This window comes from Caballeronia glathei, from assembly GCF_000698595.1.
GTDB classification, from domain to species: domain Bacteria; phylum Pseudomonadota; class Gammaproteobacteria; order Burkholderiales; family Burkholderiaceae; genus Caballeronia; species Caballeronia glathei.
Genome location: NZ_JFHC01000040.1, coordinates 32,328 through 50,050 on the forward strand (window position 1 = coordinate 32,328; position 17,723 = coordinate 50,050).

Annotated in this window: 16 protein-coding genes and 1 pseudogene; 8 read left to right on the forward strand and 9 right to left on the reverse strand. The window is 66.4% G+C overall.

The window, feature by feature from the left end; translation table 11 throughout:
* Positions 1-10 precede the first annotated feature (10 nt).
* The gene (locus BG61_RS42905; protein WP_161783694.1) at positions 11-187 is read left to right on the forward strand and encodes a hypothetical protein; all 177 of its coding nucleotides are present in this window, start codon (positions 11-13) and stop codon (positions 185-187) included.
* 94 nt (positions 188-281) lie between these two features.
* Here the strand turns inward: BG61_RS42905 and BG61_RS23195 are convergent, their stop codons facing one another.
* Positions 282-3,401, reverse strand: a complete 3,120-nt coding sequence (locus BG61_RS23195) for a transglycosylase domain-containing protein (protein ID WP_051672745.1) — start codon at positions 3,399-3,401, stop codon at positions 282-284.
* A 343-nt stretch (positions 3,402-3,744) separates the two neighbouring features.
* On the opposite strand from BG61_RS23195, the gene BG61_RS44665 reads away from it, so the two are divergent.
* Positions 3,745-3,867, forward strand: a complete 123-nt coding sequence (locus BG61_RS44665) for a hypothetical protein (RefSeq protein WP_267908573.1) — start codon at positions 3,745-3,747, stop codon at positions 3,865-3,867.
* Positions 3,868-4,023, forward strand: coding sequence for a hypothetical protein (locus BG61_RS42910; protein WP_161783695.1), 156 nt, complete (start codon positions 3,868-3,870; stop codon positions 4,021-4,023).
* On the opposite strand, the gene BG61_RS23200 is transcribed toward BG61_RS42910, so the two are convergent.
* The 7 genes from BG61_RS23200 to BG61_RS23230 are packed head-to-tail and all read right to left on the reverse strand — an operon-like array spanning position 4,017 to position 11,732.
* Positions 4,017-4,853 carry a nitrilase family protein gene (locus BG61_RS23200; protein WP_035934385.1) on the reverse strand — a complete coding sequence of 279 codons (837 nt, stop codon included), beginning with the start codon at positions 4,851-4,853 and terminating at the stop codon, positions 4,017-4,019. The two genes, BG61_RS42910 and BG61_RS23200, sit on opposite strands and share 7 nt — an antisense overlap.
* On the reverse strand, positions 4,850-6,247 hold the full coding sequence (locus BG61_RS23205) for an amidase (RefSeq protein ID WP_035934386.1): 1,398 nt from the start codon (positions 6,245-6,247) through the stop codon (positions 4,850-4,852). Before BG61_RS23205 ends, BG61_RS23200 begins: the two co-directional genes overlap by 4 nt.
* The gene (locus BG61_RS23210; protein ID WP_035934387.1) at positions 6,244-7,170 is read right to left on the reverse strand and encodes a DUF1028 domain-containing protein; all 927 of its coding nucleotides are present in this window, start codon (positions 7,168-7,170) and stop codon (positions 6,244-6,246) included. The genes BG61_RS23205 and BG61_RS23210 overlap by 4 nt, the downstream gene beginning before the upstream one ends.
* A 46-nt stretch (positions 7,171-7,216) precedes the next feature.
* The gene (locus BG61_RS23215; RefSeq protein WP_035934388.1) at positions 7,217-7,927 is read right to left on the reverse strand and encodes a branched-chain amino acid ABC transporter ATP-binding protein; all 711 of its coding nucleotides are present in this window, start codon (positions 7,925-7,927) and stop codon (positions 7,217-7,219) included.
* Positions 7,924-9,750 (reverse strand): branched-chain amino acid ABC transporter ATP-binding protein/permease, encoded by a 1,827-nt coding sequence (locus BG61_RS23220; protein WP_206540611.1) that lies wholly within the window; start codon positions 9,748-9,750, stop codon positions 7,924-7,926. The genes BG61_RS23215 and BG61_RS23220 overlap by 4 nt, the downstream gene beginning before the upstream one ends.
* Positions 9,743-10,576, reverse strand: coding sequence for a branched-chain amino acid ABC transporter permease (locus BG61_RS23225; protein WP_199242003.1), 834 nt, complete (start codon positions 10,574-10,576; stop codon positions 9,743-9,745). Before BG61_RS23225 ends, BG61_RS23220 begins: the two co-directional genes overlap by 8 nt.
* A gap of 25 nt (positions 10,577-10,601) precedes the next feature.
* Positions 10,602-11,732: a substrate-binding protein gene (locus BG61_RS23230; RefSeq protein WP_035934607.1), complete on the reverse strand. Its 1,131-nt coding sequence runs from the start codon at positions 11,730-11,732 to the stop codon at positions 10,602-10,604.
* A gap of 645 nt (positions 11,733-12,377) precedes the next feature.
* On the opposite strand from BG61_RS23230, the pseudogene BG61_RS44095 reads away from it, so the two are divergent.
* Positions 12,378-12,632, forward strand: a pseudogene (locus BG61_RS44095) (IclR family transcriptional regulator domain-containing protein); the annotation flags it as partial.
* 103 nt (positions 12,633-12,735) lie between these two features.
* On the opposite strand, the gene BG61_RS23240 reads toward BG61_RS44095, so the two are convergent.
* Positions 12,736-13,533, reverse strand: coding sequence for a GNAT family N-acetyltransferase (locus BG61_RS23240; RefSeq protein ID WP_035934609.1), 798 nt, complete (start codon positions 13,531-13,533; stop codon positions 12,736-12,738).
* Between the two features lie 527 nt (positions 13,534-14,060).
* Here BG61_RS23240 and BG61_RS23245 point away from each other — a divergent pair.
* The 4 genes from BG61_RS23245 (at position 14,061) to BG61_RS23265 (ending at position 17,709) form a co-directional block, all read left to right on the forward strand.
* A complete protein-coding gene (locus tag BG61_RS23245) occupies positions 14,061-14,969 on the forward strand; it encodes a helix-turn-helix domain-containing protein (protein ID WP_035934390.1) in 909 nt (302 codons plus the stop codon).
* Between the two features lie 85 nt (positions 14,970-15,054).
* Positions 15,055-15,690 (forward strand): LysE family transporter, encoded by a 636-nt coding sequence (locus tag BG61_RS23250; protein ID WP_035934391.1) that lies wholly within the window; start codon positions 15,055-15,057, stop codon positions 15,688-15,690.
* A gap of 470 nt (positions 15,691-16,160) precedes the next feature.
* Positions 16,161-17,018 carry a transporter substrate-binding domain-containing protein gene (locus BG61_RS23260; RefSeq protein WP_035934394.1) on the forward strand — a complete coding sequence of 286 codons (858 nt, stop codon included), beginning with the start codon at positions 16,161-16,163 and terminating at the stop codon, positions 17,016-17,018.
* 28 nt (positions 17,019-17,046) lie between these two features.
* Positions 17,047-17,709, forward strand: a complete 663-nt coding sequence (locus BG61_RS23265; protein ID WP_035934395.1) for an amino acid ABC transporter permease — start codon at positions 17,047-17,049, stop codon at positions 17,707-17,709.
* Positions 17,710-17,723 lie beyond the last annotated feature (14 nt).

A 17,723-nucleotide genomic window follows, 5' to 3' on the forward strand; every position in this document is an offset into this window, starting at 1 on the left:
AGCGGTCGGAATGAAAGATGAGCACGCGTCTCGCCTGGAGCCCGAGGCCAACGGCGTCATGAAGACCGCGCAACGGCTCCTGAGCGCTTCGGACCGGATGCGCGCATCGGTACGGGCCCGTCGGTTGCCGGTCAGATTGCTGCAGCAAGCGGCGTGCAAGCCGCTTGCTGAAGCACTCGTTGTCTGAGCGACGATGCCCCGCGAACAGAACAGTTCTGGAATCGGATTTATTCCGTGCGCGGCCGGGCGGCCAGTGCGGATTCACGACAGCATGAAAGGCGTCAATCCGCCTTGCTCGTGTCCGCGACGCGATGAATGCTCTCGGCTGCCTGGGCGTCGGTGCGCACGCGCCGTGATCCCGTGCCGGAACCGGCAGGGTCGTTCAGCAACGGCCGCAGTTCCGGACCGATGGACCTGAGCATTTGCAGCGCGAGCGCACTCGTGAAGTCATAGCGCGCCGCGTAGGGCTCGCGCACGTGCGCCGTGAGCGTGCCGAAGTAGCGATCGCCTATGCCGAACACGAACGTCGCGGTCCGGTTGACCTTGCGCGATTCGATGAGGCGCCCGCCGCGCGCGAACACGTTGAAGCGCTGGTCGCCGGTGCCGGTCTTGCCGTACACCTCGAGCGTGCGGCCATCGGCGGTCGTCATGCCGTCGGAAAAGCGCCGTGCCGTGCCGCCCTGCACGACGTCACGCAGCAGCCCACGCACCACTTCGGCGATCTCCGGCGCGAGCACCGGCCGCGCCGGCGCGCTCGCATGATCGAAGCGGGTCTCGTAAGGCGTGTCCTTCGCGAATTCGAGGCTCGCGAGATTCTCCGAGGGCAGCGCATTTCCGCCGCTCGCGACAATGCCGATCAGCTGCGCGAGCGCAGCCGGCCGGTCACCGGACGCACCGACCGCCGCCGCATACGACGGCGTGAGCGACGCGAACGGATACCCCAGCGCGCGCCACGACTTGGCGATCTCCGCATACGCCTGCAGTTCGACCATGCGCTTGATGCGCCGGTCCTGCGTTGCGCGATAGCGCGTCTTGAAGAGCCACGAGTAAGCGGTGGCGCGCGCATCCCAGCTCGCATCCTGCAAATCGTTCAGGGACGCCTGCGGATGATTGCGCAAGTAGTTCACGGTCCAGAGTTCGAGCGGATGCACGCTCGCAATGTAGCCGCGGTCGTTGAGATTGAACTTGTCGACGCCATACTTGCGATAGAGCGCCGCGAGATCCTCGTCAGGCAGCGTCGCCGCCGGCGTGCCCTTGAGCGCCGCGCGCATGTTCTCGTCGAACCAGACCTGCGGCGCGTCGGGTGCCACGCTGCGCAGCACCGTCGCGATCTTGGGCGGCGACTTGCGCACGTCGCGCACGAGCAGCGCGAGCGCCTCGTCCGCCGTCTTCTGGCGATACTTCTTGTAAAAGCGCGTCATGTACACGCGGCTCTCGGCATCGGCGAAATGCGTGAGATACGTGCGCCGCGTCGCGGGGTCGTCGAGCCATTCGGAGGTGGGCCCTGCGATGCGCACCGTCTCGTAGTGCACGATGTCGCGCATCATGCGCACGAACACCAGATTCACCGAATGCTGGAACGCGCGATGGACCGTGAGAATGCGCCCGTTGTCGCTCGACTCGAAGTTGTTGAACACCTGCGCGCCGCCACCCGTGTAGAACGTTTCACCCGGACTCGCGGAGTATTTCCGCTCGACCGCGGCATCGAGCATCGCGCGCAGCGACCGGTCGGATGTGTGCGCAAGGTAATCGACCGCCCAGCGCGTGAGCGCGTCCTGCCGGTCGGGCTTCACGTCGCGCAACTGCGCCGCGCTCATCGCGCCGTAACGCTCGTGCAGCGCCGAGACGATCTGCAGATACGTGATCACGGTGCGCAGCTTCGCGGTCGAACCGAGGTTCAGCCGCGCGCCGCGGTTGATGTCGAACGGCTGGTCCGCGCTGTCGGTCTGCACGCGCACGAGGTTCGCGCCGTCGCGGCGTTCGAAGAGCGTGAAGCTGTACGTGATCCTCGACGGATCGTCCTTGTCGCGCAGCATGTGATAGCCGTACAGGCCCGCTGCGCGCGCGCCGTCGCGCGTGGTCGCGCTCGCGAGCCGTTCGTTCACCGCCTGCTGGACGGCGTTGTCGAGCGTCGCGGTGGCGGTCAGGTCGAGGCGGTCGAGGTCGTAGAAACTGCCGACGCCCAGCGTCGCCATCAGGTTCGCGCGCAGCGCGGTCACGGCCTTGCGCGTGACGTACGACACGGGCGAATGCACGACAGGCGTGCGGTTCAGTTCGAGCCGCACGGCGAGCGCGGCATCGCGCAGCGCAGAAGGAACGATGCCGTTGACCGCGAGCAGGCGCAGATAGCTGTTCGTCAGGCGATCGAGTTCGGGGTTGTCCGCTCGCAGGAAGCGGGACGGCGCACGCTGCGCGATCATCAGGGAGAGGACCTGCTTGAACGCCAGCGCCTGGGCGTCGAGTGTTTCGGCCGTGCGCGCGGCGTTCAGGATGTCGTTGAACTCGTCGAAATCGCGTCCGTACCATGCGGACATGCCGTCGCCGATCCCGCTGATCTCGCCCATGCCGGGCTTCGCCGCGAGCGGCACCGAGTTGAGATAGCGCACCACGATCTCGCGGCGCGCGGGCATCGTCTGCGGCCCGCTCAGGTAGGCCCGCACCGATGCGGACGCGATCTGGCGCAGCTTCTCCGGCGGCGTGGCGGTGCGCCCGCCCGCCGAATGCCTGAACTTCTCGATCTGCGTGGCGAGCGTGCTGCCGCCCGGCTGCGGCTGATGCGCGTCGAAGACGCGCACGCCCTGATCGACGAGCGCGCGGGAGAAGCGCCCCCAGTCGATTGCCGGATTGCGGTTCGGCTGGCTTGCATCCAGCAGGTTGCGGTCCTCGATGAAGAGCAGCGCCGCCACGACGAGCGTGGGAATTGCATCGAAATTGTCGTAGACGAGACGCGGATGCTGCGCATTGAAAAGCTCGGTGCCGCGCGAATCGAGGAGCAGCAGCCCTGCCCGGTCCTTTTCCTCGTATGGAAGAAAGAGGCCCTTGTCCGCCAGCGTCGCCATGGTCGCTGAGGTGCGTGCCTGCGCGGTGACGGTGAAGCCGCGCGCGGTCAGCCGTTCCTGAAACGACGGCAGCAACGCATAGCCAAGACGCAAGTCGTAGGGGCCCGCCGCGGGATAGCGGATGCTGGTGCTCGGGCCGTCGCCGACGGTAAAACCCACGTCGCGCCCGAGTTCCGAGAAATAGCGCGCCTGCCGCTGCGAAGTCTGGAATTCCTCCCGCACCATGAGCGCGGCGATCACGCACACGGCCAGACACACCGCGATCAGCAGCCATTCGAAGCGCCGCCACGCCTGCGCGACGCCGATCGAACGAGGGACGATTCTTTCCAGCGGCCGGTTCATGACCATCTCCCCGAGGCCTGCGTGACGGCTTCCTTTTGCCCGTTTAGTAGTCTAGCGCGGAGAATGCAAAGAACAAGCTGGCAAGATGCGCGGGAGTTGCGCGCCGCCCACAGTTTGGAAAATACCGGGCGCCCGCGCGGGCAGCAAGAATTCGGCCAGACCGGTGCGGGTGGCTGCGCAACGCCGGTATTTTCGCGCGCACGGCGTCGGAGCACGCTCCGGACGCCGCGCCCGCTCGTCGCGCAGCGCACGTACGTTCGCGACTGCGTTCCCGCCCGGCCTGAACCGCCCTGAAGCGGCTGGGGCCATCGTGCGGAACGGTGCGCAACCACCGGCGGGAGCGATGGCGCAGCGCATCCGAGGCATCGAAACCGCGACGGCGCGCGATCCTCGTGATCTGGACGTCCGGGCGTCGTTCAGCAGCGCCATGCGACTGATGCCGCATTCGCTGAAGAACGCGCGCTAAATGTTGCGCTGGCTCATATGCGCGCGTGACGCGAAGGCGGGCGGCATGAAGTTCATCCGGCATGAACTGCCGAAGCGAGCGGATCTGCGAATCGGCGGCCTGCCTCTCCACGAGCAGGCCGAACAGCGCCTGCCCGCCTGCTGCAAGCATCAGTAGACGTCCGGCCGCCGGTCCCGCAATACGTGATTGAACGCGTTCAGCTGGCGGTTGCGCCGGGCGTCGGACAGGTTCACCCCGGCGACGAGGATCGCTTCATCGGTCGCGCTGGCGGGGCCGGCAACCGGCCAGCCCTGCGAATCGACGATCAGGCTGCATCCAAGGAACGGCTGGCCGCGCTCGGTGCCGACCCGGTCCGCCGCCGCCACGAACATGCCGTTCGAATGCGCGCCGCCCATCGCGAGAACGTTGGCCATCACGGGCAGCTCCGGCCGCTGCGCGGGCATCGGCACCCAGTTGGTCGGCACGCACAGGATGTCGGCGCCGCCGCCCGAAGCCATGCGGAAGACTTCGGGAAACCAGATGTCGTAGCAGATCGCGCACGCGATACGGCCAAACGGTGTGTGAAACACCGGCATGCCGAGATTGCCCGCCTCGAAGTACAGGTTTTCCGCGCCCCACAGATGCATCTTCCGATAGCCGCCCAGCACCCCGCCCGGGCCGATCACGGCGGCCGCGTTGTAGAGCGCGTCGCCGTCGCGCTCGGCGAAACCGGCAACCAGCGTGACCCCGAGACGAGCCGCGACGGCTGCCCAGGTTCCGATCGTGCTGCCGTCGGCTAGGCGCTCGGAAAGCGCGAAAGCCTCTTCCCGCGACTCGAATACGTACCCCGAGTTGCACAGTTCCGGCAGCACGATCAGGCGCGCCCCGCGCGCATGCGCTTCTTCGATCAGCCCGACCGAATGCGCCACGTTGCGCGCCTTCGCGCCGATCTCCGGCTGCATCTGGATGCACGCCACGCCCACCCTGCTTTCGTTGCCGTCCGTCATGACTGAATTCCTTTCGCGATCGGCGGCAGCGCCGCGTTCCAGTGGTGCACGCCCTCATAGGCATGCGCGACGCGCAGCACCGTCGCTTCGTCGAATGGCTTGCCGGCGATCTGCAAGCCCACGGGGAGTCCGCGTGAATCGAAACCGCAAGGCAGCGACAGCGCGGGCAGCCCCGTCAGATTGAATGGATAGGTGAGCCGCCACGAGGCCGCGAGCGGGCTTTCTTCAACGCCGCCGGTCACCACGCTCGCCTGGCCGCGCTGCCAGGCCGTCACCGGCGACGCCGGCGTCACCACGACATCGACGCGTTCGAACACGGCCTTGAAATCATCGATGAGCCGGGCGCGCAACTGCTCCGCCTTCAGATAGTCCGACGCCGACACCAGCCTGCCGATTTCGACGAGCGTGCGCACGTCGTCGGCCATCGCGGCAGTGGCGCCGCGCTGCAGGCCGAGGTCGTGGTAAGCGCTCGACGAAGCCAGCTCGATCGCGAAGATCGCGCCGAGACCGTACTGCAGGCCGGGCACTTCGAAATCGATCACCTGCGCGCCCAGCGCGGCGAGATCGTCGATCGCGCGCTCCACCAGCGCTTCGACCTCCCCTTCGTTGCGGCCGAAGAAATGATTGCGGCACACGCCGATGCGCATGCCTTCGATGCCGCCGTCGAGCGACGCCGTGTAGTCGGGTACGGGCACGTCGGCGCTGCCCGCATCGAGCGGGTCGTGACCGGCCAGCACGTTGAGCATGAGCGCGGCGTCACGCACCGAAAGCGCGAGCGGCCCCGCGTGATCGAGCGACCAGCTGTGCGGCACGATCCCGGTCCGGCTGACCCGGCCGAAAGTCGGCTTCAGGCCGACCACGCCGCAGAGGCTCGCGGGAATGCGGATCGAGCCGCCGGTGTCCGAGCCGAGCGCGCCATACGCGAGGCGCGCCGCAAGCGCGGCGCCCGAGCCGCCGCTCGACCCGCCGGGAATGCGCGACGGGTCCCAGGGGTTGCGCGTGGGAGGCGTCTCGGTGCCCCATGCGAACTCGTGCGTGCGCGTCTTGCCGATCACGATGGCGCCCGCCGAGCGCAGGCGCGCGACGGCCGCGGAGTCTTCGCGCGCAAACCGGTATCCCGGCGCGCGGCTGCCGGCGGTGGTCGGCATGTCGGCGGTGAGATAGTTGTCCTTTACCGCAACCGGCACGCCGTGCAGCAGACCGCGCCGTTCGCCGCGCCGCAGTTCGTCGGCACAGCGGCGGGCTTCGACGAGCGCAGCGGGATTCACGCATTCGTAGGCTTCGATCTCGGGGTCGAGTGCGCGGATGCGCGTGAGCAGCGCCTCCATGACCCCGACCGGCGACACCTCCCCCGATGCGATGCGCCCGGCGAGCGCGGTGAGATCGTCGCTCATTCGCCGCTCCCGCCGGCGCGCGCGCCATAGGCCCGCGCGGGGTCGAAGATCACGGCCGGATGCGTCGCCGACAAGTCGAGTTCGCGCAGCTTCGTAATCTCCGCGAGGATCGAACGGTACGTCGTCAGGTTGTGCGCGGAGCGGTCGGAGGCGAACGCGACGCCCACCCATTCGCGAAGCACACGCGCATCGCGCGCCGCCTCTTCATCGCTCGCGCCGGGCCGCATCGGCGGTGGCGTGAGCAGCAGTGCGGTGACATCGGCTGACGGCGCGCGCCCCGGGTCGTCGCGCGTCGGCATGGCCTGCACGAAGGGCGTCAGCTGCCGCTGCGCCACGCCGAATACGCGACGCAGCTCCGCCACCGGATCGGGGTGCTCGTCGACCCGCAGGTCGAGTTGCGCGTAGGCTTCGTCGCCCATCACCTTGAGCGCCGCCGATTGGCGGCCGCGCTTGTCGCCGCCGTTCATCTGCCCCGCTTCGAGCGCGCGCATCAGACGTTCCTCGAGCGCGCATTGCGCGCTCGATTCGAACGCCGCCTGCATCGCATCGAGCGTGGCCGGGCTCGTCAGCATATTGCCCTGGATCGTGAACGACGCACCCGTCCGCTGGCCGGCCCAGCCGGTGCACTGCGACCCGGTCCAGGTCGCGGTATACCCGTGCCGGTCCACGATGCCAAGCTGCCTCAGCGCCGCGGCCGGATCGCCTTCCAGCACCTGTTCGAGGGCGCTTTGCGCGCTGGCGCCGCGTTCGAGCAGGTCGAGCGCGTTCAGCGCCAGATAGGGATTGACCCACGATTGCGTCGAGACGGCCCCGACGCCTGCGCGCAGATACGGGCACATCGCGCCGACGGCCGGCACCGCCGTGCTCACCGCGACGCCCAGCTCACCCGTACGCGCGCACCTTGCGACGATCGAAAAAGTCATGGCGACTCACTCCTGGAGTTACGGCGAAAAGGTTCGAGCGACACGGTCAGAGCGACAGGAACCGCGAGACCGTCGCCTGCGCCGACGGTTCAGCCGTCTCGCCCGACGCGGGAATCTCGCCGAGTTCGAGCACGGCGTAGCGGTTGGCAACCGCGAACGCGAAGCGCACGTGCTGCTCGACGAGCAGCATCGTCGTGCCGGCCGTGTCGCGTTCGCGGATCAGGATGCCCACCAGCCGCTCGATCACCGACGGCTGCATTCCTTCCGTGATCTCGTCGATCAGGATCAGCTTCGGCTGACGGATCAGCGCGCGCGCCACCAGCAGCATCTTCTGCTCGCCGCCCGAGAGCGTGCCGGCCTTCTGCCTGAGGCGGTCCTTCAGAAATGGAAAGAGGTCGTCGATACGCGCGAACAGCGCCTTGAAATCGCGGTCGCGCAGCAGCGCGAGCTTCAGGTTTTCCTCGACGGTGAGGTCCTGAAACAGCGCCTTTTCCTGCGGAATGTAGGCAACGTCGCGACGCGCGATGCGATTGGGCGGCATGCCGGTGGTCCGTTCGCCGAACAGCGCGACCTCGCCGTCCGCCGGGCGGATGTAGCCCATCAGCGTCTTGAGCAACGTCGATTTGCCCATGCCGTTCTTGCCGAGGATCGCCATGACCTCGCCGCGCGCGAGCCTCAAGTCGAGGCCCTTGAGCACCATCGCCTCGCCGTAGCCGCTCTTGAGCGCATCGACCTGCACGATAGCCGGAGCATTCATGCGCGGCCCTCCTCTTGCGTGCCGGCGGCCGCATGCGACTCGCCCGCGTACACCGAGCGCACGAGTTCGGAATTCACTACTTCGTCCACGCCGCCGTCCATCACGATGCGCCCCTGATGCAGCACGATGATTCGCGAGCTGATCTGCTGAACGAACTCCAGGTCGTGCTCGACGAGCAGGAGGCACATGCGGTATCGCGACGACAAGGCCACGAAGATCTCGCCGATCTGCGTGCGCTCCTGCTTCGTGAGACCCGCCGTGGGCTCGTCGAGAAGCACGGTGCGCGGCTCGAGCGCCAGCACCATCGCCAGTTCGAGCGCCTGCTTCTGCCCGTGCGAGAGGTAGCGGCACTCGCGCCCGGGCATGCGGTCGAGACCCGTGAGCCGCAGCACGTCGAGCGCCGGCTGCGGAAGTTCGAGCACCGGGCTGCGTTGCCATTTCGACGGCGGCGCCACCCGATGCCGCGCAATGCGCAGCGCCTCTGCCACGGTGAGCGATTCGAACACGGTCGCGGTCTGGAACTTGCGCCCGATGCCAAGCGCCACACAGTCGTACGGCGCGAGCGTGCGGATATCGGTGCCGCCGATTTCGACGCTGCCCGCCGAGCGTTCCGCGCCATCGGCAATGCAGCGCATCAGCGTGCTCTTGCCCGCGCCGTTCGGCCCGATCAGGCTCAGCAGTTCGCCGGCGCGGGCGTCGAAGCTGATGCCGTCGAGCACCTTGAGGCTTCCGAAGTGCTTCTGCACGCCCCTGATCGAGAGCGCCGGCCGCGCCTCTTCGGCGCCGCCATGTTCACGCGCCTTCGCCACCGCGAACACGACCGGCTCCGCGTCAGCCCGCCTGCGCCGCGGCAGCGCGCGGCGTGCGCCGATGGCGACCACCGGTGCGAGCCCGCGCGGCATCGCGACGATCACCACCACGAACGCGACACCCACCAGCAACGTCCAGACATACGGAAGGTTCCCGCTGAGATACGCGCTGCCGACGTCGATCAGCATGGTGCCGGCGATCGGCCCGATGAGCGAGCCGCGCCCGCCCAGCGCCACCCAGATCACCAGCTCCGTGCCGAAGACGAAGCCGGCGTACTCCGGCGCAACCACCATCTGCACGCACGCGAACAGAAAGCCTGCGAATGCGGCGATCACGGCGCACGTGTCCATGAGACGCGCCTTGTAGCGGGACACGTCGATGCCGAGATACTCGCAGCGCGCCTCGTTCTCGCGGATCGCCACGAGCAGCCGCCCCGCGTCGCTGCGCACGAACATCCATGCCGTGACGGCGAGACAGATCAGGAACGCGCCGGCGATGAAGAACCACGCTTCGAGCGGAATATCGAAACTGTCGAACCCTGACAGCCCGCTGCTCGACCCGGTGAATTCCCCGCCCGAATAGATGCCCTGCACGAGGACGATCGGCAGCACGAGCGTCACGACCGACGCATAGAGAGGCGAGGCGCCATGGTAGAAGGCGAGCCAGCCGACCGCGCGCGAGACCAGCCACGCCGCGCCGATGCCCGCGACGAGCGCCCCCGTCGCGAGCGGCAGCGAGAAGCCCGCGTGCGTGAAGATGAGCCCGGCCGCATAGGCGCCGATGCCGAAGAACGCCGACTGTCCGAACGTGAGGATGCCCGTGTAGCCCCAGAGCAGATCGACCGTCAGCGCCACGGCCGCGTAGAGGAACGCACGGATCAGGTTGTTGACGAGGAAGGTCGGCAGCACCACGCTGCAGACGGCAAGCAGCACGAGCGCAACGCCGCCCGCGAGCAGCGCCCGGCGCCACGGGGAAGCGGCCGAAGCCCGCAATGCGTAAGCGGAATCAGCCACGAGCAAACCCCTCCGGTCGGAAACGCAACAGCAATGCCGCGAGCACGGCGATCGTGAGGCCGCCGAGCACCGGGTTGACGAAGGTGCTGACGAGCACCTGCGCGCCGCCCAGCACGATGCTCGCCACGGCGAGGCTCAGGAGCGACGACCCGGAGACCAGCACGAGCATGAACGCGCCGACGATCCACGGCACGCCCATGTTCGGATCGACGCTTGCGAGCGGCGTGATCAGGCAGCCTGCCGCCGACGCCAGCGCGGCGCCGGTGCAGAAGGTCATGAAGCGCACGCGCGAACTGCTGATGCCGAGGCCGCGCGCGAGCGCCTCGTTCATGATGACGGCGCGCGTCTGCAAGCCGAGCCGCGTGCCGTTGAGCAGCCAGCCAAGCGCGAGCGCGATCACGAGCGCCACGCCGATCAGGATCAGCCGGTACGCCGAGTACTGCACGCCGAAGAGCGGGATCGCGCCCTCGACCGGGCTCGCGACCATCTGCACGCCGCGCCCGAAGATCAGCGTCACGATCTGCCCGACGATGATGCCGAGGCCCCACGTGGCGAGAATCGCGTCGAGCGGGCGCGCATAGAGCGGGCGCACGATGAAGCGCTCCACTGCGATGCCGAGCACGAAGCCGATCGCGAGTGCGAACGGCACGCCCCACCACCACGCGAGCCCGAGGTGCGCGACGATCACGCTCGCATAACCGCCCACCGTGAGAAATGCGCCGTGCGAGAAGTTGATGATCTTCATCACGCCGAAGACCATCAGCAGCCCCGCCGACACGATGAACAGGATCGCCGCCGTGGTGGCGACGTCCAGACCGAGGTTCAGCATTGCCACGACTCCCAGGCAGCGCTCACTTGAGCGCCGGGCATTGCGCGCCCGGATCGACGTTCCTGAACGATTCGATCACCTTCACCGAACCGTCCGCCTGCACCTGACCGAGGTACATCGTGAGCGGCGTATGGCGCTGCTTGTTCATCTGGATCTTGCCGCGCGGGCCGTCGAACGATACCTGCGCGAGTGCCGGGATCACCTTGGCGGTATCGAACGTCCCCGCCTTTTCGACCGCCGCCTTGTACAGGTAGACCGCTTCGTATTCGGGCACTGAGAGGTCGTTCGGCGTCTTCAGGTCCTTGCCGAAGCGCTTTTCCATCGCGGCGAGGAAGGTGCGGTTCGCGGGCGTGTCGATATTGGTCACGTACGAACCCGAGATGTAGATGCCCTGGGCATCCGCGCCCATGCTCTTCGCCGTGCCCTCGTCGACGGCCAGGTTGCCGTAAGGCACCTTCACGCCCGCCGCGCGGAGCTGCTTCGTGAGCGTGACGTTCGGCGCGCCGCCGGCCGTCGACGTGATGATCGCATCGGGCTTCGCCGCCTGCAGCTTGCTGATGATCGACGTCCAGTCGGAGCCGTCCATCGGCAGATACTCGTTGCCGACCACCTTGCCGCCCTGCTTCTCGATGTACGACTTCGTGAAGTCGAGCATGCCGCGGCCGAATGCGTAGTCGCTGCCGATCAGGAAGAACGTCTTCGCCTTCTGCTGCTTCATGAAGTAATCGACGATCGGCGCGACCTGCTGGTCCGGCACCCACGCGTCGACATACATATAGCGGTTGCACGAGCGTCCCTCGTAGAACGACGTGTAGATGAACGGCACCTTGCCGCGCGTCACGATCGGCAGGCCCGCATTGCGGGCCGCGCTGGTTTCCATCGAAATCAGCGCGTTGACCTTCTTGTCGAAGATGAGCGAATCGAATGCTTTCTGCGCGCCGGCCGCGCCGCTGCCGTCGTCGGCCACTTCCAGGCTCACCTGGCGGCCGAGGATGCCGCCTTTGGCGTTGATCTCTTCGACCGCCAGTTGCGCGGCCTGCACGACCGATGGCGCGACCACGCTGTTCGCGCCGCTCAGGCCGACAGGAACGCCGATCTTGACGGGGTCGGCGGCGAGGGCTGCGTGGGTCGTCGCGGCGAGCGAAAGAAGCAGCGCGAGCGCCGTCGCACCGCGGGCATTACGAAAGGAGGAAGGTTTTTTCACTGTGATCAATCAGCCTGGGGTTTGAAGGAAATCCGCGCGTCGCCTGCGTTGCTCGCGATCCCGCGCATGATTCATGCGAGCGCGCCGCGGCACGGATGACAAAAACGCGAGACAAAAAAAGCCCGAAACCAGACGAGCTGGTTTCGGGCTTCTTTGGCCGGTGCCGGCCGGGACGCCTTTGTCCCAGCCGGCTCAAATGGTGCTATCGATGCACGCCACACATGGCGTGTCAGTACGTGGCTTCAAGCAATCGGCGTGCCAATAACTGGGAGCAGGCGCATCGCAGGCGATGCGCGGCACTGTCTTCCTGCCCGCGTTCATTGCCCGCGCGGCGTCATGGCGGACCGGCTTGGCGTCAGGCGCCGTGTCGCATGAAGCATGGGGATTCGCCCGTGCTCTTCGCCGTGCACGCCCGCGGTGCGTGCATGCACCGTTAGCGTTCAGGACGCACGACGAGACGAGCTTCGAGGCGCTCCCCGCCCACGCGAGACGGGTCGACAGAAAAAGCGCGAGCCCGCCGGACCGGCTGAAACGATTGCCGATCCGACGACGTCTTCGCTCTACGTGCAGTCGGTAGAGAAGGCGATGACCGTGCTGACCGACATCCTTGCGCGCACGAACCTCGTCGCCTATACCTCGGCCACCGTTTTTCAGCCGCGCAAGCTCAAGGAGCGGATCGAAGCGATCCGCAAGCAAGGTTACACGCACACGGAAGAGGAATATTTCGACCGGCGCCGCCATCACGAACTCGTACGGCCGCGCTGGCACGCGGACCGCGACGAAAAGCGGTTCGCGGATCTGGTGATATCCACGGCGTCCGCGATTTCCTCACGGCGCAGGGCCGACTGAGTTGCGCCGAAAGCCCGCAGCGGGACAGGCGAAAACGACACGCGCTGTCATGGCCGGGCGGCCATCGCATCGAAACACGGTACGCCCCTCCGGCTGCGCTACATCACCGAGCAAGCCCGTAGGTCAGAAAGCGCGTGGTCCGGTGATAACCGGCGCGCTCATAGACAGGCATGCCCGCATGCGTGGCATGCAGGCTCGTGCGGGTCAGGCCGGTCGCTTCATGAGCTGCCTGCAGGGCGTGGCGTACCGTCGCCTCGCCGTATCCCTTTCTTTGTGCATGCGGTCTCGTTGCGACGAGCGCGAGATAGAGCTGCCCCTGGTTGACGATCGCCGATGCGGTCGAAACCGCCTCCCCACGCTCGTACCCGATGAAGCTGTATGCAGTCGTCTTCCAGAACGTCGATCCGGCCAGACCCGCGCGGCCGCTTTCGTCGGGAAAGCCATAGCCCTGCGCATTGATCTCGCCATACTGTTGCAGCGCCGCTTCGTCCGTCACGCGCACGAACTCCAGCGAGGAGCGCGGCGCAGGCGGTGAATATGGAAGCATCTCGCCGGCCATGCCGAAGATATCGAGTGCGAAGTCGAGGCCGGCTTCCTTGACAGCTGCGTCGAGACAGCTCATCGCTGTTTCGCTCAGGTAGTCTTCGCAAAGATAGAGAAGGCCTCCGTGCTTCTTCGACCGCATGTACGCCGCCGATGCTTCGAGCCGCTGCATGAGCACTTCGGCGCTGGAGATCGGATCGGGCACGAAGAGGGCGTTCCAGAAGGGAAACGGGCTGTCGGCCCAGCACACGGACAGTCCGTTGCGATCCGCTAGGTCCGCGCCCGGGCGATCGCCGGCAAGAACCTTCCACATCGATATGTATTGAGCGATGGATTCGTCTATTTCGGATACTTTCATGTTCACGTGCCGCACTATGTTGGGATAAGGGACGACCGCGGCAACTGCGCGGCTGCGATGCTGCGATGCTGCGCCCGAATGGTTCGTCCATCGATGCAGCATGACGCTCTTGATAGAACGCGTCATCGGGACAGGTATTCCTCGTTACCCCACGCTTCGGGTCCACGCGCACGCACGCCACGACGGTTATGAGCAAGCCGTGTCCGTTCCGGACAAGGCTTGAAAGTCGGCATGAATGTCAACGATCGCCGTTCAATGTAAAGTCCGGAAACGATGCGCCGATCCACTCGCTGCTCATGCGCGATTCAGGAACACGTTGCATCAATGGCATTCGGCACCGGCACGAAAGGCGTTAAAGCAGGTCCGCTGCGATGCTTTGGTCAGGAAGTTGAATGCTGTGTGAAATCAGACGAAGAGAGGGTGCGGTCGATGCAGAATCGCCGTTCTTCTCCGGCTGAACCGGGAAAGTCCGCACCGCTCGCGTCAAAGGGTGCCCTCCCCGGCGTCCTCGAGGCTCGGCAAGCGTTATGGTTGAAAAACATCAGTGGTCACATTACGCGGACTTCTATCGCGAATCGGCGTACTCCGTCTTCCGTCAGGAGCATCGCGACGTGCGGGGCCGGACGCCCTTTCGGATGATCGAAGTCGAACAGACCGATCATGACTTCAGCGATCCGGACGTTCCCGAATGTGTACTGGCCATGCCGCTTTCCGCGTCGGCCGAGAATCGCTGGTCATGGGACATGGGCGACGGCTGGCGTAACGATTCAGCGGTGCCGGGCCGCATTCTCGTGCTGCCCGCCGGGGTAGAAAGCCGCTGGCGGGTCAGGGGCCGGCGCAATCTTCTGCTGTTGACCATTCCGTCGAGCACGCTTCGGCGCATTCTGGGCGCCGCCATGCCCGACGACCCGACCGGCGCGCTTCGTCCGCTCGCGCAGTGCACATGGGAAGATCAACTCGTGCAGCAACTGATGCTGTGCCTGTGGCACGCGTCGCTCGCGGGCAACGCAACGGACCGCCTGCTGGTGGACGGAGCGATGACCACGCTCGTGTCGCATGTTCTGCAGCGCGCCGGGATCGAGGAGCGGCCTGCGCGGCATGTCACGCTTGCCGCGTGGCGCCTGAAGCGCGTCCACGAATTCGTCGATGCGCACCTTCATGAAGAGATCGACATCGTCACGCTGTCGGAAGCGGCGGGACTCAGTGTGCGGCACTTTACCCGTGCCTTTCGTGAAGAGGTCGGCGTGACGCCGCATCGCTGGCTGATGGCGAGGCGCATCGAGAGGGCGATGGAACTGATCCGGCACGGCGACCAGCCGCTGACGCAGATCGCGCGATCCTGCGGTTTCGCCGCGCAGAGCCACTTCACGCGGGTCTTCAGGCAGGTCACGGGCGAACCCCCGAAGCGGTGGCAGCAGTTGCACAGAACTCGCTGACCCGCGCGGACGATACGCGAAAACGCGAGTGCCTCCATGTGTGATTGCGAGGCGTCGATAAACCCTCTTCCCGAGGATCACCGTCATGCAACTCCATCTCTGGGTCACCTATGTGATCGCGTGCTGTGCGATCGCGATATCGCCGGGCGCGGGCGTGGTGCTGTCGATGAGTCACGGCCTGTCGTACGGCGTAAGGAAGACCACGGCGACCATCGCCGGGCTCGAGATGGGACTGACGTTCATCCTGCTCGTTGCGGGGGCTGGCGTAGGCTCGCTGCTGCTTGCCTCGGTGTGGGCCTTCTTCGCGGTCAAGCTCTGCGGCGCCGCGTATCTGATCTATGTCGGCCTGAGCCAATGGCGCTCGAAAGGGACAGCGCCAGGCGCCCCGGCGCAGGTTCAACCCGCCGGATCATGGCGCAAGCGCTGCGCGACCGGGCTCGTGACAAACGCGACCAACCCCAAGGGCATCGTCTTCATGGTCGCGGTGCTGCCGCAGTTCATCGCCGCAGACCGGCCACTCGTCCCACAGCTGGCCGTCATGGCCGCGACCATGTGCATCATCGACATGCTCGTCATGCATGCGTATGCGTACGCTGCGAGCGCAATGCGCCATGTCCTGCGAAGCGAGCGGGCTTTGCGCATGCAGAACCGCTTCTTCGGCACTCTGCTGATGACCGTCGGCACCGCGCTGTTCTTCGTGCGGCGCGCCCGCCCCCTCTGAGCAACGCGGCTGGCGGGAACCGCAAGGCCCGTCATCGTGCGGCCCGTGCGTCAGACGACGCCTGGCGCCAGCAGACACTTGACCTTCGCCGGGCTCTCCGGGATCTCGCACATGGTGCGGGTCCTGCCTTCGATTGTCGCGACGAAATCGCTCGCCTTCGTCCGCCTCCATGAAGCTTCCTGGATCGCTTTGACGTGCGGGATCACGTACCAGCACGGAAGCGCCGTCGAGCGCCAGGAGACGGGCGGCCCGCCGTCGGCGGTCTCGACTTCTCCCGCGAGGTGCAGGCGGCACACAACGGGTGCGCGGACTGCATCGCATGCCGGATGTTGGTGCGTCCCGGCCCGCTCGAACGCCCGCCGATCCCGAACCGGCACATGGCATGGCTCATGCTTAGTGAATGTCGTTCAAGTTACTTGACTCATATTCACAAACCTTTCTCGTGGCGCAAAGCCCTCAAGGGAGCACACATGCACATGCCTTTCCGCACCATGATCCTGTCGCTGGCCGGCGCGCTCGCGCTGTGCGCATCCGCCCCCGGCTGGTCGCAGGGCAACGACCTGCTGGCCCGCGTCAAGTCGAACAAGGAAATCACCATCGCCACGGAAGCGCGTTACGCGCCGTTCGAATACGTCGAGAACGGCAAGATCGTCGGCTACGACGCCGACCTGATGCAATACGTGCTGAAGTCGCTGCCCGACGTGAAGGTCAAGCAACTCGATCTGCCGTTCCAGGGCTTGCTGCCCGGGCTCGACGCGAAGCGCTTCGATATCGTCGTCACGGCCGTCACCGTCAACAAAGACCGCGCAAGCCATTTCGCGTTCACCGTGCCCGTCGCGGATGCGACCACCGGCGTGCTGCTGCGCGCGAACGAAACCTCGATCAAGTCGCCAGACGATCTGAACGGCAAGGTCGTCGGCTCGCAGACCGGTTCCGCGCAGCTTCAGGCCCTGATGTCGCTCGACAAGAAGCTCAAGGACGCAGGCGGCCCGGGCATCAAGCAGATCAGGCAATACGTCGCGTTCGACGAGGCGTACGCCGATCTCGCCGTCGGACGCCTCGACGCCGTCGCGCAGTCGGTGGCAAACCTGGGACCGCTGATGAAGGCGCGCCCGGGCGTGTTCGTGGTGATGCCGCAGACGATCGGCCCGAAGAGCTACTTCGCCTGGGTCGCGCGCAAGGACGCGGACAGCGCGGCGCTTGCCAAGCTGTTCAGCGACGGCATCGCGCGTGCGAACCGCGACGGCACCATGAAGAAGCTGCAGCAGAAGTGGTTCGGCACGACGATGGACGTCCCCGCCGACGCCGTGCCCGAACCCACCATGTAACGGCGCGCCATACGACCCGCGAGGCGACATGAACGTTCCCGACCTGCTCACCCGCTGCATCGGCTATCTGCCGCAACTGCTGGACGGCGCGCTGACGACGCTGTGGCTTTCGGCGGTCGCGGTGGTCTGCGGCTTCTTCGCGGGCATCTTCATCTACACGATGTCCGCGAGCGACAGCCGCCTGATGGCCACGACGGCGCGCGTCTACGTGAGCGTGTTTCGCGGCACGCCGGTACTTGCGCAACTGCTGGTGTTCTACTACGTGCCGTCCGCGCTCGGTCTCGCGTTGCCGGGGGCCGTCGCGGCGGCGGTGGGACTGTCGCTCAATACCGCGGCGTACCAGTCGCAGATTCTGGGCGCGGGCTTCCGTTCGATCCCGCGCGGGCAGATCGAAGCGGCGCGCACTTTCAACCTCACGCGCCGTCAGACGCTCTGGCACATCGAGGTTCCGCAGGTGATCGCCGCGACGCTGCCGGCGCTCGTCTCGGAGATGATCGACATCGTCAAGGCATCGGCGGTAATCTCGGTGATCGCGGTCACCGACCTGACGCGCGTCGGGCAGCAGCTCGCCTCGTCCACCTACCGGCCGCTCGAAGTCTATACGCTCGCCGCATGCTTCTATCTGGCGATCACGACGCTGCTTTCGCTCGCCGCGCACGGCTACGAGCGCCGCATCGCGAAGCGCGCCTGACACGGAGACACATG

What these genes read in the sequence shown, in the direction of transcription:
- BG61_RS23210 (WP_035934387.1), bottom strand. Translation starts at nt 7,170, where the DNA reads ATGACTTTTTCGATCGTCGCAAGGTGCGCGCGTACGGGTGAGCTGGGC.
- BG61_RS23250 (WP_035934391.1), top strand. Translation starts at nt 15,055, where the DNA reads ATGCAACTCCATCTCTGGGTCACCTATGTGATCGCGTGCTGTGCGATC.
- BG61_RS23260 (WP_035934394.1), top strand. Translation starts at nt 16,161, where the DNA reads ATGCACATGCCTTTCCGCACCATGATCCTGTCGCTGGCCGGCGCGCTC.
- BG61_RS23205 (WP_035934386.1), bottom strand. Translation starts at nt 6,247, where the DNA reads ATGAGCGACGATCTCACCGCGCTCGCCGGGCGCATCGCATCGGGGGAG.
- BG61_RS23265 (WP_035934395.1), top strand. Translation starts at nt 17,047, where the DNA reads ATGAACGTTCCCGACCTGCTCACCCGCTGCATCGGCTATCTGCCGCAA.
- BG61_RS23240 (WP_035934609.1), bottom strand. Translation starts at nt 13,533, where the DNA reads ATGAAAGTATCCGAAATAGACGAATCCATCGCTCAATACATATCGATG.
- BG61_RS42910 (WP_161783695.1), top strand. Translation starts at nt 3,868, where the DNA reads ATGTTGCGCTGGCTCATATGCGCGCGTGACGCGAAGGCGGGCGGCATG.
- BG61_RS23245 (WP_035934390.1), top strand. Translation starts at nt 14,061, where the DNA reads ATGGTTGAAAAACATCAGTGGTCACATTACGCGGACTTCTATCGCGAA.
- BG61_RS23215 (WP_035934388.1), bottom strand. Translation starts at nt 7,927, where the DNA reads ATGAATGCTCCGGCTATCGTGCAGGTCGATGCGCTCAAGAGCGGCTAC.
- BG61_RS42905 (WP_161783694.1), top strand. Translation starts at nt 11, where the DNA reads ATGAAAGATGAGCACGCGTCTCGCCTGGAGCCCGAGGCCAACGGCGTC.
- BG61_RS23195 (WP_051672745.1), bottom strand. Translation starts at nt 3,401, where the DNA reads ATGAACCGGCCGCTGGAAAGAATCGTCCCTCGTTCGATCGGCGTCGCG.
- BG61_RS23200 (WP_035934385.1), bottom strand. Translation starts at nt 4,853, where the DNA reads ATGACGGACGGCAACGAAAGCAGGGTGGGCGTGGCGTGCATCCAGATG.
- BG61_RS44665 (WP_267908573.1), top strand. Translation starts at nt 3,745, where the DNA reads ATGGCGCAGCGCATCCGAGGCATCGAAACCGCGACGGCGCGCGATCCT.